The organism is Cupriavidus necator A5-1 (genome assembly GCF_000744095.1).
Classification (GTDB): domain Bacteria; phylum Pseudomonadota; class Gammaproteobacteria; order Burkholderiales; family Burkholderiaceae; genus Cupriavidus; species Cupriavidus necator_A.
On record NZ_JQLI01000008.1, the window covers coordinates 1,007,782 to 1,022,128 of the forward strand.

At 68.0% G+C, this 14,347-nt stretch carries 12 protein-coding genes; 7 read left to right on the forward strand and 5 right to left on the reverse strand.

Annotated features, from left to right (window positions below):
- Nucleotides 1-11: 11 nt before the first annotated feature.
- A complete protein-coding gene (locus tag K307_RS28855; RefSeq protein WP_042884282.1) occupies nt 12-719 on the forward strand; it encodes an RraA family protein in 708 nt (235 codons plus the stop codon).
- A 175-nt stretch (nt 720-894) separates the two neighbouring features.
- Here K307_RS28855 and K307_RS28860 read toward each other — a convergent pair whose 3' ends face one another.
- From K307_RS28860 to K307_RS28875, 4 genes are all read right to left on the reverse strand, one after another.
- Entirely contained in the window at nt 895-1,506 is a 612-nt protein-coding gene (locus tag K307_RS28860) for a UdgX family uracil-DNA binding protein (protein ID WP_042887511.1), read from the reverse strand.
- Nucleotides 1,507-1,783: 277 nt separating this feature from the next.
- On the reverse strand, nt 1,784-2,545 hold the full coding sequence (locus K307_RS28865) for a PIG-L deacetylase family protein (RefSeq protein ID WP_230626158.1): 762 nt from the start codon (nt 2,543-2,545) through the stop codon (nt 1,784-1,786).
- 263 nt (nt 2,546-2,808) lie between these two features.
- Complete coding sequence (locus K307_RS28870) at nt 2,809-3,309, reverse strand: hypothetical protein (RefSeq protein WP_051975214.1); 501 nt, start codon at nt 3,307-3,309, stop codon at nt 2,809-2,811.
- A 195-nt stretch (nt 3,310-3,504) separates the two neighbouring features.
- Entirely contained in the window at nt 3,505-4,173 is a 669-nt protein-coding gene (locus K307_RS28875; protein WP_080745259.1) for a recombinase family protein, read from the reverse strand.
- Between the two features lie 730 nt (nt 4,174-4,903).
- Here K307_RS28875 and K307_RS28880 point away from each other — a divergent pair.
- The 3 genes from K307_RS28880 to fdxA all read left to right on the forward strand — a co-directional run bounded on the left by K307_RS28880 (nt 4,904) and on the right by fdxA (nt 8,073).
- Nucleotides 4,904-5,371, forward strand: coding sequence for a hemerythrin domain-containing protein (locus K307_RS28880; protein WP_042884284.1), 468 nt, complete (start codon nt 4,904-4,906; stop codon nt 5,369-5,371).
- A 522-nt stretch (nt 5,372-5,893) separates the two neighbouring features.
- The gene (locus tag K307_RS28885) at nt 5,894-7,615 is read left to right on the forward strand and encodes a M30 family zinc metallopeptidase (RefSeq protein ID WP_230626161.1); all 1,722 of its coding nucleotides are present in this window, start codon (nt 5,894-5,896) and stop codon (nt 7,613-7,615) included.
- 128 nt (nt 7,616-7,743) lie between these two features.
- Entirely contained in the window at nt 7,744-8,073 is a 330-nt protein-coding gene (gene fdxA / locus K307_RS28890; RefSeq protein ID WP_042884285.1) for a ferredoxin FdxA, read from the forward strand.
- On the opposite strand, the gene K307_RS28895 is transcribed toward fdxA, so the two are convergent.
- Nucleotides 8,070-9,170: a substrate-binding domain-containing protein gene (locus K307_RS28895; protein WP_042884286.1), complete on the reverse strand. Its 1,101-nt coding sequence runs from the start codon at nt 9,168-9,170 to the stop codon at nt 8,070-8,072. The two genes, fdxA and K307_RS28895, sit on opposite strands and share 4 nt — an antisense overlap.
- A 150-nt stretch (nt 9,171-9,320) precedes the next feature.
- Here K307_RS28895 and K307_RS28900 point away from each other — a divergent pair, with 150 nt between their 5' ends.
- Genes K307_RS28900 through fdhF form a run of 3 tightly spaced genes read left to right on the forward strand, consistent with a single transcriptional unit; the run spans nt 9,321 to nt 14,332 of the window.
- Nucleotides 9,321-9,854 carry a formate dehydrogenase subunit gamma gene (locus K307_RS28900; protein WP_042884287.1) on the forward strand — a complete coding sequence of 178 codons (534 nt, stop codon included), beginning with the start codon at nt 9,321-9,323 and terminating at the stop codon, nt 9,852-9,854.
- Entirely contained in the window at nt 9,851-11,413 is a 1,563-nt protein-coding gene (locus K307_RS28905) for a formate dehydrogenase beta subunit (protein ID WP_042884289.1), read from the forward strand. Before K307_RS28900 ends, K307_RS28905 begins: the two co-directional genes overlap by 4 nt.
- Nucleotides 11,414-11,449: 36 nt before the next feature.
- Nucleotides 11,450-14,332, forward strand: a complete 2,883-nt coding sequence (gene fdhF, locus K307_RS28910; RefSeq protein ID WP_042884290.1) for a formate dehydrogenase subunit alpha — start codon at nt 11,450-11,452, stop codon at nt 14,330-14,332.
- Nucleotides 14,333-14,347: the final 15 nt, after the last annotated feature.

Sequence of the window (14,347 nt, forward strand, 5' to 3'; positions counted from 1 at the left end):
TGGAGACCCTGATGACCGCTTCCGAAACCACCGCGCCGGTGCAATGGCCCGCCGGTTACCGTATCAACCCGCGTGTTGACGGACCCGCTCCGGACATCGTGGAGGCCTTCCGCGACATGCCCGTCGCAGCCATCGGCGACTCGATGAGCCGCAACATCGGCACGGTCGGCTTGCGGCAATACCATGCGCGTCTGGACACCGTGCTGTGCGGGCCCGCCGTGACGGTCCGGGTGCGCCCGGGGGACAACCTGATGATCCACAAGGCCCTGATGCTGGTGCAGCCTGGCGACGTCCTGGTGATCGACGGCGGCGGCGATGTCACGCAGGCGCTCGTGGGCGGCCTGATGCGGACGACGTGCATGGCGAAGCAGCTGGGCGGACTGGTCATCGACGGGGCCATCCGCGACCTGTGCGAATGGGCGCCGGACGGCATGCCCATCTTCGCCAGGGGGCACACCCATCGCGGGCCGAGCAAGGATGGCCCCGGGGAGATCAACATTCCCGTTGCCTGCGCGGGCCTGGCGGTGTTGCCCGGTGATCTCGTCGTCGGCGATGCGGATGGGCTGATCGCGGTGCCCGCCGCCGAGGCCGCCGACGTTCTCGAACGGTGCCGGGCGCACCTGAAGAAGGAAGCCAGGATTCGCGCGGATAACGCAGCGGGCACATCGGATCCGGAGCGCTTCGATGCGGCGCTGCGCGCCAAGGGCCTGCCGGTCTGAAGCGCCTTCAACTACGCCTGGTGCGGCTGCCCGTTCGGTGCCGCCACGGCGCTGCCGGCAAGCGGTCCGGGCGCACTTTCTACAAGCGCTGGTGGTTCTTACAAGCGCGATGCCGCGCCCGCCAATGCGCGCGCGATCCCGACGCGCCGCCGACTGTAAATCGTTCCTGAAGGAATTAGGTCTCTTCGCCGCCGCGCGCCAGCCGCGCGGCGGCGCGCAGGCTGCGCACGATGCGCTCGAACGCCGCCGTGCGCGCTTCGTCCGAGCGCTGGCGCAGCGCGAACGACGGGTGATAGGTGGCGATCACCAGCCGCCCCTCGTGCTCGACGGGCGTGTCCATCATCTCGCCCAGCGTCACGCTCTTGCGCCCCAGCACCGCCCGCGCCGCGGTGGCGCCCAGCGCGACCACGACTTTCGGATTGACCTGTTCCAGTTCGCGCTCCAGCCAGAGGTTGCAGGCCTCGATCTCCTGCTGCGCGGGCGACTTGTGCAGGCGCCGCTTGCCGCGCCATTCGAACTTGAAATGCTTGACCGCATTGGTCATGAAGAGCTTGTCACGGTCGAGGCCGGCCTTGCCCAGCGCCTCGTCCAGCAGGTGGCCCGCCGGCCCGACGAAGGGTGAGCCCTGCAGATCCTCCTGCGTACCGGGCTGCTCGCCCACCAGCATGATGCGCGCGTGCGCGGCGCCCTCGCCGGGCACGCCCTGGGTGGCGTTGCGCCACAGCGCGCAACGCCGGCATTCGTTCAATTCGGTGCGGCTGATGGGAGGTTTCTTGCGCTCTGGCATGGCGGTGGCGAGTGCTGCGGCGGGCAATATGCCTCATGTGCGCAGCACGTTCCGCGCCATGCGCGGGGCGCGTGCAGAAGCGTGAGACCGGTATGGAACTTGCCTCGCGCCAAGACCCCGCAGTGCAATCGCCGCGGTGCCGTCCTCGGAAGCGTTGTCGACCACGGCGATGGGCGGGCGCTCGGGCAATGCGCTCAGGTGTGCAAGCGCCATACGCACCGACGCTGATGTCGCAGGGACTGCCGCGTGGCGCGTGGGCGCCTGAAAGCATCGGCATTCAGCGATGGTCCGTGTCGGCGAAGGTCAGCGACCAGTAACGCTCCGGCGCGCACAGGTCGCACAGCTTGTCCTCGCCGAACAGCTGCAACTGGCTCTGGTAAGCGTTGAGCGCATAGCTCTTCTGCGCCAGGTACTGGCCCACCGGCAGGTTCACCGGCGTCGCGCACAAGCCGACGCGCAGGCATTCGGCCAGGCGCTGCTGCAGCAGCCCGGGCATGCGGCGGTAGATCGCGTCCTCGTAATAGAGCCACTGCACCGGCGGCGCCACCGTGACCGCCGGCTGGCCGGCCTCCAGCAGTGCGCTCCGCGTGGTGGCGCGCCCATGCGCGGCCTGCATCAGCTGCCGGCAGGCGTCGTGCACCAGCGCGTGATCGGCATGGAACAGGCCCAGCGGTGCGATCACCACGCCGTCGGTCTGCGTCAGCAGTACTCGCTGCAGCCCGGCGGCGATCTCGCGCGGCGTGTAGGTGCGGCCATACTGGCTGTCCCAGAAATCCAGCCAGATCGGATGCGCGCCCAGCATCGTCAGCGCGCGCTTGTCCTCGCGCCGTCGCGCCAGCACCGCCTGCTCGGCGGTGGCGAAGCCGGCGGCGCGGTCCCGGTCGGGCGCCGCCATCCCGGCCGGCGGCGCGCCCGCGAACACTGTAATCACGCGCGCGGCGCGCGCGGCCGTGAGCAGACTCCCGCAGCTGAACACTGCGTCGTCGAGATGTGGAGAGATCACGGTCACCGTTCCGGTGAGGTCCGTCACTATCGCCATCGCCATCCTGCAAAGCGGCGCGCGCGGTGGCGCGCCGCACTCATTCTAGCGCGGCGGCACGCGCTTCGCGGGCGGTGGCGGAAACCAGCACCACATTGCCCGGCGCGCCCTGCTCATGGGCATTGGCGGCAAGGAGTGCGGCGAAGTAGAGAGCGAGTGTGATGAGACGTTGCGCGAGGTGACAGCGTGAGCGCGGCGGCGTAGCCCGGCACATAATGCATCATAACGCGACATAACGTGACATGACGCGGCGCTACGCCCCGTCATGCCGGCTCGCCGCCGCGGCTTTCATTGACGGCATCGGGACGCATCCGACCGCGCGTGCCGGCCGAGGCCGTGCAGCAGACCAGGTAGTACGCGCGCTTGAAGTGCTGCGCGGCTTCCAGCCTGCGTCCCGCGGCGGCTTCGGCGAACGCTGCGTGCAGGCAGCACGCGATGGTCTCGGCCGTGCCGCCGTGCTCGAACAGGCCGGGCGGGCGTTCCTGCCACAGCCGCATCAGCACCGCCTGGCGCCGCGCCAGGGTGTGCGCTGGCCAGGCCTGGTCGCGGCTCAGCAACTCCAGCCGCGTGGCCAGCAGCGTTTCAAGCAGCACGGTCGGGCGCGCGAAGTGCAGCGTCGCCCCGGGGCGGGCATGCAATGACGACGGGGACGAAGGGGTAGAGGGTGTGGAAGCAAGTTGCGCGTGCGTCAGCGCGCTGCCGCCGCCGGCCGGATCGGCCAGTGCCGGCGGCATGTCCACGGCCTTCTGTAGTCGGATAGTCATGTCGGGTGCCGGTCCCGCGGCACGCCTGCGTTCAGCAGGGCTTGTTGCCGGGGACGTTCTGCTCAGAGACTTTTGCAAGGAACGTTCCAAGCCGCGGGCGGCGCCAGGTCGTCGCCCGCGGCTCGGCAACGCATGGGATTCTTGCAACGGTGCGCGTAAATACGTCGACCCACGGCCGCTCCGGGGATGGCCGCGTCATTCGTCGGCGGTTTCCGCTTCCGCTTCCGCTTCCGGTTCCGTGGCCGGCGCTGCAGTGGGTCGCGTGTCGTGCCGCACCGGCTGCACGGCCGGTTCCGCGGCGCGGATGCGCAGCACCGTCTGGCGCGAGGTATTGAACTGGCGCGCGATCTCGCTGACCGAAAGGCCGGCGCGCAGCGCATGCAGGATGGCGCTGCGCTGCTCGGGGGTGTGCTTGGGCGGACGGCCGACCTGCCGCCCCATCGCCTTGGCGGCCGCCAGGCTTTCGCGCACGCGCACGCTGCGCGTGGTGCCTTCGAGCGCCGCCACGGCGCGCAACACCTCCACCGCTTCGGGCGGCGAGGCGCTGGACAGGTTCGCGCGCGACAGCTGCACGCAATGCAGCACTACGCCCAGCAGTCGGAAGCGCCGGATGGTGGCCAGCACCTCCGGCACGCTCCAGCCCATGCTGCACAGGCGCAGCATGACCACGGCATCCCCGGGCTGCACCTGCTGCTGCAGCGCGCGCAGGCGCGGGCGCTGCAACGCCGGCACCGAGGCTGGCTCGCATTCCCAGAAGGCGTGGCGCGCGTCCACGCTGTAGCCGGCTTCGGCGGCGGCTTGTAGTTCTTCGTCGATGGCCTCGGGGCCAACGGCGCGATTCGAATATATGAATGTTGACGGCATGGCGGGATCTCGCACGGCAGTCTGCAACAAACGTCTGCGGCGAACGCGGAGCAAAGGCAGTCTTCGCGTTCCCGGTGCTTCAGTTCAAGCAAAGAGCAGCTCTGCACGGCAGCCGCATAGTGTGCGGGAAAAACGCATTAAATGCGGCTGTGCATAAGCGGGCGCTTTCGGACAGGGGGCCTGGGCTTGACTGTGGGCACTAACGCGGCTCACTGAAGCGACTCACTATCGCGATACTTCGGAGGCCATCGTGCTGGCCTGCTCCAGGTGCTGCTCCGGCGTGTACAGTGACTTCGCGAGCTCGCGCACATCGCTGTCGCGCGATCCGTTCGCGACGCCTTGCGGAACAGCAGGAGGGCCAGCGCAGGGCCGACATGGCGTTTCAAGGACCTGCGTTTGCGGATCCTGGTGCGGGCTTCAGTGGTCACGGTTGTCTCCTGTCTGTGGAATATGCGTGGCGGCGGGGACCGCCCGGATGACCCGACCCGCGCAACTTTCATGCCGCGCCGCGCACGCCCGCATTGCGTCCCACGCTGCCCTCGCCGACGCGGCGCCGCGGGCACAATTACAAGCCTTCGCGCAGGAATTGCAATGCGGCACGCGGCGCGGGTCCACACGCTGCCCACGCATGTGCTGCGGGCGTAGTTGGGGGGCGGCAGGTGTACGGGCACGGAACCTGCCTACGACGTAGCGAAGCCGAAACGCCGGCACCCCCACCAAGGAGAACACCGTGGACAAGTCGAAGATCCCCGCAGACCAGGCCGAAGCGATCGGCGCATTGATGGACGACCACCGTGCGGTCAAGAAGCAGTTCAAGGCGTTCAAGGACACCGAGGACCGCGACGAGAAGGAATCGATCGCGCTGGACGTCTGCCACCAGCTCACCGTGCACGCCACGGTCGAGGAAGAGATCTTCTACCCGGCGCTGCGCGGCGCCAGCGACGAGATCGATGACATGCTGGACGAGGCCCAGGTCGAGCACCAGGTAGCCAAGGACCTGATCGCCGCGATCGAGGACGACCCCGCCGGGGACCTGCTGGAAGCCAATTTCACGGTGCTGTCCGAATACGTCTCCCACCATATCGAGGAAGAGGAAGGCGAACTGTTCAAGAACGCGATCAAGGAAAAGGTCAACCTGCGCGAGGTGGCCCAGACCATGGCCGCGCGCAAGGACGAGCTGATGCGCGAAACCGCCTGATCCGCCGCGGGTGGTGGCGGGCGGACCGGTGGGCGGTTGCTGCAACGGCGGGCGCCCATGCGCCATCACCCGCGTCTTCTTCGATGGCCTCCTGCTTCCGCGAGGCCTTCATGCCAGCCCGGCGCAGCCAGCGTCGATAACGGGCTGCGCCAACGCAATGCCATCCCGCGCGATCTTTCGCGCGCTCTCCCGCGCCGTCTTCCCGCTTTGCGGCCCCGCGCACCTGTGGCGCCGCTGCCACTGATCCTCGCTGCCAACTCGCCGCCGTAACCTGCATCGACAACAATGCTGTGTCGCCAGCCAGCCAGCCAGCCAGCCAGCCAGCCAGCCAGCCAGCCAGCCAGCCAGCCAGCCAGCAGGCCGGTCGCCAGCTTGCCTGCCTACCACCTGCAAGCAGGGTCAAGCGCTGCGGATTGCTGCCGTTATCGTCCGGATACCGCCGCAAGCCGCCCGTTTCCGGGCCGCGCGGCGACCCTGATTTTTTCAGATCCTGATTCCCACCTTCAACGGAGTTGCGCGGAAATGCCCCGGATTGCCGATGGACTGCACCTGCCCCTGAACCTGCTCGCCGCCGCCATGGCGGCGGCCGTGCTTGCCGCCTGCGGTGGCGGTGGCGGTGATGACGCGGCATCGTCGCAGCCGCCCGCGACCACGACCACCACGGACAGCGAGCCCGTCACGGTCGCGCAGCCGCTCGTGGTCAACGGCCTGGAGCAGGCCTGCACCGGTTGCGGCGCGGCTACCGGCTCGACCTATGCGGGCAGCGGCACCGGCATCTGGCAGCAGCGTAACGCGGGCAGTGCCGATATCGACGTCCGGTTTTCGATCAGCGGGCTGGGCGGCCAGTCGCTGTCGCTGATGCTGACCAATACCAGCGGCACCAGCCTGACGCTGCCGTCCATCAAGCCCTCGGCGCTGAGCGAGTCAGTGACCGGCCTGTCGACGCGCTCGCTGGCCAGCGTCAGCGAGCCGGACGCGGCAGCCAGCGCCGAAGCCGAAGCCACGCGCCGCGAGATCGCCGGTTTCAACCGCAGCGGCTGGGCCGAGCGCGTCGCCGCGGCAGCGCCGCTGCGCAGCGTGATGAGCGCGCCCGCGCCGCAGGCCGCGTCGATGGCCACCACCCGTGGGTGGTACCACACCGACGCGACCACGCGCACCGCCAGCGTGGTACAGCAAGTCACCACCAAGGATGGCGTGACGGTCAGGCTGTGGGTGGAAGACGCGGAATTCACCACGGGCAAGGTCGATGCGGCGCTGGTCGGCGCGCTCGCCGACGCCTTCGTCGGTGCCGGCAGCGCCCAGGGCGTCTACGACATGCTCAAGTCCGTGGGCGGCCCGCTGTGGGGTGCGCACAGCTACCCGACCACGCTGATCGCCGGCAGCGCCCAGCCGATCGACATCGTGATCCTGAACTTCGACCGCAACAACAAGCCGTTCGGCATGGTCGGCTACTTCTGGGGGCTGCATAACCTGCTGCGCTCGGTCGACCCCACCAGCAATGAATCGGTGTCGCTGTACCTGGACGCCGAGACGCTCTACCTCGGCGGCGCCGACGGGATGCAGTCGATGAAGATGGTGATGGCGCATGAAGGCATGCACATGCAGAACTTCTACCGCCGCAGCGTGCGGATGGGACCGTCTTACTCATTCGACGACTGGCTCGAGGAAATGACCGCGATGATGATGGAGGACTTTGCCAGCCACACCATCGACGCCGGCTTCAACAATATCCGCGACGTGCGCATGCCCGACTACGTGCGCACCAACAGCAGCAACTGCAACCTGTTCTCCTTCACCGGCTTCGGCGCGTTCTGTGAAAGCTATTCGGTGTCGGGCACCTTCGGCGGCTTCCTGAACCGGCACCTGGGCCTGGCCTTCTTCAAGGACCTGCTGGCGCGCGGCACCACCACCAGCTCGAAGACGGTGCTGGAGCAGTCCACCGCCAGTGCGCAGGTCGGCATGACGCTGGCCGAGCAGATGCGTCGCTGGGCGGTCAGCACCAATACGCTGATGCCGAGCACGGGCCTGCCAGCCGGCTATGGCTACCCGGCGCGCACGGACAGCGGCTTCACGCTGCCGGCGATCGACCTTCAGAACTACGCGGCGATCAAGCCGGCGGCATCGACGCTGCCGTACCTGTCCGCCTACGGCAGCTACCTGGTCCGCACCGGCGCGGTCACGGGCACCTACAGCAACACCGTGCGCGTGCCGGCCAGCACCACGCTGTCGGTGGTGGCGTACTGACGCAAGAAAGAAGAAGGGCGCGATGCCGCTTCAGGCGATTTGAATGAGTCGCACAAGGCGGCCCGCCCCGCGCGGCAGGGCAGGGCGCTACGATTGGGAGGTCTTTACCGTCGTACCGCCCCCGCTCCATGACCTTTGTCGTGACGGATGCCTGCATCCAGTGCCGCCATACCGACTGCGTGGAAGTCTGCCCGATGTCGTGCTTCCACGAAGGTCCCAACTTCCTCGCCATCGATCCCGACCAGTGCATCGACTGTTCGATGTGCGTCCCGCTTTGCCCCGTCGGCGCGATCTACTCGGAGCACGACCTGCCCGAGGACCAGCGCCACTTCATCGCGCTGAACGCGGAACTGTCGCGCCGGCCCGACTGGCCGCCGCTGCTGCAGGCCAAGGGCCCGATCCCCGGGCATGAGCAATGGGCCGACCATCCTGACCGGCTTGCGCTGCTGCAACGCTAGCGCACACGCGCGCCCGCGTAGTCCGGGAACGCTTCCTCCAGCGTCAGCACCGCGCCCGTCAGCGCGCCGTCATAGCCCGGCAGCGCATTGACGCGCTGGCGGAAGGCTTCGCTGGTGAGCGCGCCCACCGCGCCGGCCAGCGCCGCGCTGCGCAGCATGGTCTTCTCGATCGCAAAGAAGTAGCGTTCCTTGATCACCGGCACGAACCCCAGGCCGAAGCGCCGCGCCGCCGTTTCCACGCCGAAGCCCACGTCGGCCATGCCGCTGCCGATATACGCCGCCACCGCGGCGTGGGTGAACTCACCGTTGCTGTAGCCCTCGATGCGCGCCGGGTCGATGCTGCGCGCGGCCAGCATCAGGTCCAGCAGCAGTCGCGTGCCCGAGCCCACCTGCCGGTTGACGAAGCGCACCTCGCGCCGCGTCAGGTCTTCCAGCGTGTGGATGCCGAGCGGGTTGCCCTTTCGCACGAACAGCCCCTGGCTGCGCACCGCCAGGTGCACCAGGCAGTGCGTGTCGGGTTTCAGCCACGTGGTGAAATGGCGCCACATGCCGTGCTCGAACTCGCCCACCGGCACGTGGAAGCCGGCGATATCGCACGCGCCTTCGGCCAGCGCCGCCACGGCCTCGACGCTGCCGCAGTATTTCAGGTCGTGCCGCACCTGCTGCTCGTCCAGGAAGTCGCGCAGCGCCGCCACCGCGAAGCCGTGGCTGGCATGCAGCCGCACTGGCGCCTCGGACTGGTCCATCAACTTCTTCAGCTCGATTTCCAGCTCGGACGCAAGGCTGTCCAGCGTCGGCGACAGGCGCGCGCCGATCCGCTTGCTGGCCCACACCAGCTGCTGCGCCAGCGGCGTGAGGGCGCTGCCGCGGCCGCGGGTCTTGTCGATCAGCGGGCCGCCGAACAGCGCCTCGGCGTCGCGCAGGATGCCCCAGGCATAGCGGTAGGACAAGGAGACGGCCTGCGCCGACTGGCTGATGCTGCCCGATTCCCCGATATGGCCGAGCAGGGCGACCAGCCGGGACACGTCCAGGGCCTCGTCGCCGGGGCTCGTGTCGTCCCGGATCTGCAGGTGGGGAAGGATCGAGATGCGGATCATATGTAGAAAATAGCTTATTGAAGGGGCGCTGTCACTCTCATATAGTCGCTCCAACGGGCAGCAAGGCGTGATCGCAAGCCCGGAAATAGGAAAAAAATAGCATATAAAGGCCCGCGCTGCCCGCTCCGTGAGGCCCCCACAGGAGACTCCATGCCAGAAACCGCTCCCATCGCACCGGCATCCGCCGACGCCGCGCGCACCGCTGCGATCGCGGCGATCGTGGCGGCACGGCAGGACCTGCCGGGCGCCTTGTTGCCGATCCTGCACGAGATCCAGGACACGCAGGGCTACATTCCCGACGATGCCGTGCCCGTGATTGCCCGCGCGCTGAACCTGTCGCGCGCCGAGGTGCATGGCGTGATCACCTTCTACCACCACTTCCGCCAGCAGCCGGCGGGCCGGCACGTGGTCCAGGTCTGCCGCGCCGAAGCCTGCCAGGCGGTCGGCGCCGAAGCGCTGGCCGAGCACGCGAAGCGGGCGCTCGGTTGCGGCTTCCATGAAACCAGCGCGGACGGCCAGGTGACGCTTGAGCCGGTCTATTGCCTGGGCCAGTGCGCCTGCGGCCCGGCCATGATGGTGGGCGAGCAGCTGCACGGCTATGTCGATGCGAAGCGCTTCGATGCGCTGATCCGGTCGCTGCGCGAGGCGCAGGCTTCCAACGAAACCACGGAGGCCCAGGCATGAGCGCCACTACCACCATCTTCGTGCCGTGCGATTCCACCGCGCTGGCGCTCGGCGCCGACGACGTCGCCCGCGCCATTGCCCGCGAAGCCGCGGCACGCGGCGACGACGTACGCATCGTGCGCAACGGCTCGCGCGGCATGTTCTGGGTGGAGCCGCTGGTCGAGGTGCAGACCGACGCCGGGCGCATGGCCTACGGCCCGGTTGGCGTGGCGGACGTGCCCGCGTTGTTCGACGCCGGCCTGTTGCAAGGCGGCGCGCATGCACTGGCGCATGGGCTGACCGACGAAATGCCGTTCCTGAAGAAACAGGAGCGCCTGACCTTTGCCCGCGTCGGCATCACCGATCCGCTGTCGCTGGAGGACTATCGCGCGCATGAAGGCTTTGCCGGCCTGGAACGCGCGCTGTCCATGCAGCCCGCCGACATCGTGCAGGAAGTCACAGACTCCGGCCTGCGCGGCCGCGGCGGCGCAGCGTTCCCCACGGGCATCAAGTGGAAGACCGTACTGGGTGCGAAATCCGCGGTCAAGTACATCGTCTGCAATGCCGACGAAGGCGACTCCGGCACGTTCTCCGACCGCATGGTGATGGAGGACGATCCCTTCATGCTGATCGAAGGCATGACCATTGCCGGCCTGGCCGTGGGCGCGGAGCAGGGCTACATCTACTGCCGTTCCGAATACCCGCATGCGATCGCGGTGCTGGAAAGCGCGATCGGCACCGCGCGCGCGGCCGGCTGGCTGGGCGACGATATTCGCGGCAGCGGCAAGCGCTTCCACCTGGACGTGCGCAAGGGTGCCGGCGCCTACGTCTGCGGCGAGGAAACCGCGCTGCTCGAAAGCCTGGAAGGCCGGCGCGGCGTGGTGCGCGCCAAGCCGCCGCTGCCGGCGCTGGAAGGGCTGTTCGGCAAGCCCACCGTGATCAACAACGTGATCTCGCTGGCCACGGTGCCGGTGATCCTGGCACGCGGCGCGCAGTACTACCGCGACTACGGCATGGGCCGTTCGCGCGGCACGCTGCCGTTCCAACTCGCCGGCAATATCAAACAGGGCGGCCTGGTCGAGAAGGCGTTCGGCGTCACGCTGCGCGAGCTGCTGGTCGACTACGGCGGCGGCACGCGCAGCGGCCGCGCCATCCGCGCGGTACAGGTGGGCGGCCCGCTGGGCGCTTACCTGCCCCAGTCGCGCTTCGACGTGCCGCTCGACTACGAGGCCTATGCCGCCTTCGGCGGCGTGGTCGGGCACGGCGGCATCGTGGTGTTCGACGAGACCGTCGACATGGCAAAGCAGGCCCGCTACGCGATGGAGTTCTGCGCGGTCGAATCGTGCGGCAAGTGCACGCCGTGCCGGATCGGCTCGACCCGCGGCGTCGAGGTGATGGACCGCATCATCGCCGGCGAGCAGCCCGTGAAACACGTGGCGCTGGTGCGCGACCTGTGCGACACCATGCTCAACGGCTCGCTGTGCGCGATGGGCGGCATGACGCCGTACCCGGTGCTGTCCGCGCTGAACGAATTCCCCGAGGACTTCGGCCTCGCCTCCAACCCTGCCAAGGCCGCCTGAGCGCCGGGTCCTACAAGAATCGGGAGACAAATCGCCATGAACGCCCGCAACGAGATCGACTTCGGTACCCCCCCCAGCGAATCCACGGAGCTGGTTACCCTGGAGGTCGACGGCGTCAGCGTCACCGTGCCCGCCGGCACCTCGGTGATGCGCGCCGCGATGGAAGCCCAGATCGCCGTGCCCAAGCTGTGCGCCACGGACAGCCTCAAATCCTTCGGCTCGTGCCGCCTGTGCCTGGTCGAGATCGAAGGGCGCCGCGGCTATCCGGCATCGTGCACGACGCCGGTCGAAGCCGGCATGAAGGTGAAGACCCAGAGCGACAAGCTGGCCGACCTGCGCCGCGGCGTGATGGAGCTCTACATCTCCGACCACCCGCTCGATTGCCTGACCTGCCCGACCAACGGCAACTGCGAGCTGCAGGACATGGCCGGCGTGGTGGGACTGCGCGAAGTGCGCTACAACGACGGCGGCCCGGAAGCAAAGCCGATTGCCACGCACACGGAGATGAAGAAGGATGAATCCAATCCCTACTTCACCTACGACCCGTCCAAGTGCATCGTCTGCAATCGCTGCGTGCGCGCCTGCGAGGAAACGCAGGGCACCTTCGCGCTGACCATCAGCGGACGCGGGTTCGATTCCCGCGTGTCGCCGGGCACCAGCCAGTCGTTCATGGAATCGGACTGCGTCTCGTGCGGCGCCTGCGTGCAGGCCTGCCCGACCGCGACGCTGACCGAGACGTCCGTCATCAAGCTCGGCCAGGCCTCGCACAGCACCGTGACCACCTGCGCCTACTGCGGCGTGGGCTGCTCGTTCAAGGCCGAGATGAAGGGCAACGAGGTGGTACGCATGGTGCCGTACAAGGACGGCAAGGCCAACGAAGGCCACGCCTGCGTCAAGGGCCGTTTTGCCTGGGGCTATGCCACGCACAAGGACCGCATCCTCAAGCCGATGATCCGCGCGAAGATCACCGATCCGTGGCGCGAAGTGTCGTGGGAAGAGGCGATCGACTACGCCGCCTCGCAGTTCAAGCGCATCCAGGCCGAGCACGGCAAGGATTCTATCGGCGGCATCGTGTCGTCGCGCTGCACCAACGAAGAAGGCTACCTGGTCCAGAAACTGGTGCGCGCCGCCTTCGGCAACAACAACGTCGACACCTGCGCCCGCGTGTGCCATTCGCCGACCGGCTACGGCCTGAAGCAGACGCTGGGCGAATCGGCCGGCACGCAGACCTTCAAGTCGGTCGAGAAGGCCGACGTGATCATGGTGATCGGGGCCAACCCGACCGACGGCCACCCGGTGTTCGCCTCGCGCATGAAGAAGCGCCTGCGTGCCGGCGCGAAGCTGATCGTGGTCGATCCGCGCCGCATCGACCTGGTCGATTCGCCGCATATCCGCGCCGACTATCACCTGCAGCTGCGCCCGGGCACCAACGTTGCGCTGGTGACGTCGCTGGCGCACGTGATCGTGACCGAAGGCCTGCTCAACGAAGCCTTCATTGCCGAGCGTTGCGAGGATCGCGCGTTCCAGCAATGGCGCGACTTCGTCTCGCTGCCGGAGAACTCGCCCGAGGCAATGGCAAGCGTCACCGGCATCCCGGCCGAACAGCTGCGCGGCGCCGCGCGCCTGTACGCCACCGGCGGCAATGCCGCGATCTACTACGGCCTGGGCGTGACCGAGCATGCACAGGGCTCCACCACCGTGATGGGCATCGCCAACCTCGCCATGGCCACCGGCAATATCGGCCGCGAAGGCGTGGGCGTGAACCCGCTGCGAGGCCAGAACAACGTGCAGGGTTCGTGCGATATCGGCTCGTTCCCGCACGAGCTGCCGGGCTACCGCCACGTGTCGGACTCGACCACGCGCGGCCTGTTCGAAGCCGCGTGGAATGTCGAGATCAGCCCCGAGCCGGGCCTGCGCATCCCCAATATGTTCGAAGCCGCGCTGGCCGGCAGCTTCAAGGGCCTGTACTGCCAGGGCGAGGATATCGTCCAGTCCGACCCGAACACGCAGCACGTATCGGAAGCGCTGTCGTCGATGGAATGCATCGTGGTGCAGGACATCTTCCTGAACGAGACCGCCAAGTACGCGCACGTGTTCCTGCCGGGTTCGTCGTTCCTGGAGAAGGACGGCACCTTCACCAACGCCGAGCGCCGCATCTCGCGCGTGCGCAAGGTGATGCCGCCCAAGGCGCGCTATGCCGACTGGGAAGCGACCATCCTGCTGGCCAATGCGCTCGGCTACCCGATGGACTACAAGCATCCGTCGGAGATCATGGACGAGATCGCGCGCCTGACGCCGACCTTCGCGGGCGTCAGCTACAAGCGCCTGGACCAGCTCGGCAGCATCCAGTGGCCGTGCAACGCCGACGCGCCGGAAGGCACGCCGACCATGCATATCGACACCTTCGTGCGCGGCAAGGGCAAGTTCATCATCACCAAGTACGTGCCGACCACCGAGAAGATCACGCGCGCCTTCCCGCTGATCCTGACCACCGGGCGGATCCTGTCGCAATACAACGTCGGCGCGCAGACGCGCCGGACCGAGAACGTCCACTGGCACGCCGAAGACCGGCTCGAAATCCACCCGCACGATGCGGAGGAACGCGGCATCAAGGACGGTGACTGGGTCGGCGTGCAGAGCCGCGCGGGCGATACCGTGCTGCGTGCCATCGTCAGCGAGCGCATGCAGCCGGGCGTGGTCTACACCACCTTCCACTTCCCGGAATCCGGCGCCAACGTGATCACCACCGACAACTCGGACTGGGCCACCAACTGCCCGGAATACAAGGTGACCGCGGTGCAGGTGATGCCGGTGGCGCAACCGTCGGCGTGGCAGCAGCAGTACCACGATTTCAATACGCAGCAGCTGCAGTTGCTGGAAGCGGCTAGCGCCGATCCGGCGCAAGCCGCGGCGAACTGAGCGGAGGGTCGGATC